This is a genomic window from Cobetia sp. (genome assembly GCF_983723665.1).
In genome coordinates, this window is record NZ_CFDJES010000004.1 from 10,128 (window position 1) to 11,372 (window position 1,245).

Below are 1,245 nucleotides of genomic sequence, written 5' to 3' on the forward strand. Positions count from 1 at the left end.
CTCACTGGCATGAGGCGTCGCGACAGCGTTTGCAGAGCAGGCGCCCGCCCAGCGCGCGTGCCTGATCTGCCTGGCGACAGAAGTCGACACTCTGGGTGGAAAGCCATCGCCGACAGCCCTGACAGCGCGGCAAGCCTTCCTCATCCTGCGACTGGGCGGAAGACGCGCCTTGCTGATTGTCGGCCGCAGCACCCGGCTGCTCGCCTGCCGCCTGCGGGCTAGCGGGGCCTTCTCGGCCATCCTGATCCAGAGCCTGGTGCCCGGGCTGCCAATGCGCGGCCTGCAGCCCTCGGCCCCCAAAACCGCACTGCCGTTTCAGGGCAGCCGTAGATGTCACGCCACGCTGGACCGCCAGCGTCGTGTCATCCGACGCCCCTTCCATGTCATCGGACTCTGCCGCCATGGCAGCGCTATCGCCTGAGGCCCGCGCCAGTTCTTCAGGCGATAGCGGCGGTTGCCATAGATAGGCCAGCGGGGATACCTGAGTGGCAGCGTCGCCCTCCGTCGCGCGCGTGCCAGCGGCCAGGCCCAGCTCCGCCACCCAATCCGTATTGGGGGCCACATGCTGGGTCGCGATGGCGCGCCCCAGCTGGCGCAGGCGGCGCTGATCGAGGCGGTGGGTAAAACTGCGCAGCCGTGTCACGTAAGCGGTCTTGCCGCTCACCTGCAGGCACTGACGCTTGAGGCGCGCGAAGGACAGCAGCGCACGACTGTCCACGATATCTTCCGGCGGCCGGCTGACCTGAGCCGCATCGGCCACCACGATGCGATAGCGCAATTGCGGCTGCAGGGTCATCCCCAGGCGCACAGGCAACAACGAGGAGGCCTCCAGCCATTGCACGATGGCGCGGCTACGCTCAGGGATCGCCTGCAAGGGACACGGCGTCACGGCATGCGCCATGACGCCATCTTCGCCTGAGGGTGTCTCGCCGCCCTGCGCGACTCGTCCGCTATGGGCCAACAGCTCACCGAAGGGGGTGATCGAGAGCGTCAGATCAAAACAGGAGGCATCCAGCACCCAGACCTGCATGAGGCTGTTGATCAGCAGGTGATCGATCTCGATCACGCCCTCTGCCTGCGCCAGCCGCACATCATGCAGCACGACCCAATCATCCCGCGTCCCCAACAAGGCATCCAGCTGGCTTGCCAGCGCACGGCGACGCGCCTGACGGGCACGTATCGCACGCAGGGCCTCCAGCACCTTGTGGCGCTCGGGCGCGGCAAGCGCAGCATCCTGCGCCAGCA

General features: G+C 67.3%; 1 protein-coding gene. It reads right to left on the bottom strand.

Annotation, left to right across the window (positions count from 1 at the left end; all coding sequences use genetic code 11):
• Window position 1: 1 nt before the first annotated feature.
• The coding region (locus AC4FAH_RS00965; protein WP_490245557.1) for a nuclease-related domain-containing protein at window positions 2-1,245 on the bottom strand (1,244 nt) is incomplete at its 5' end.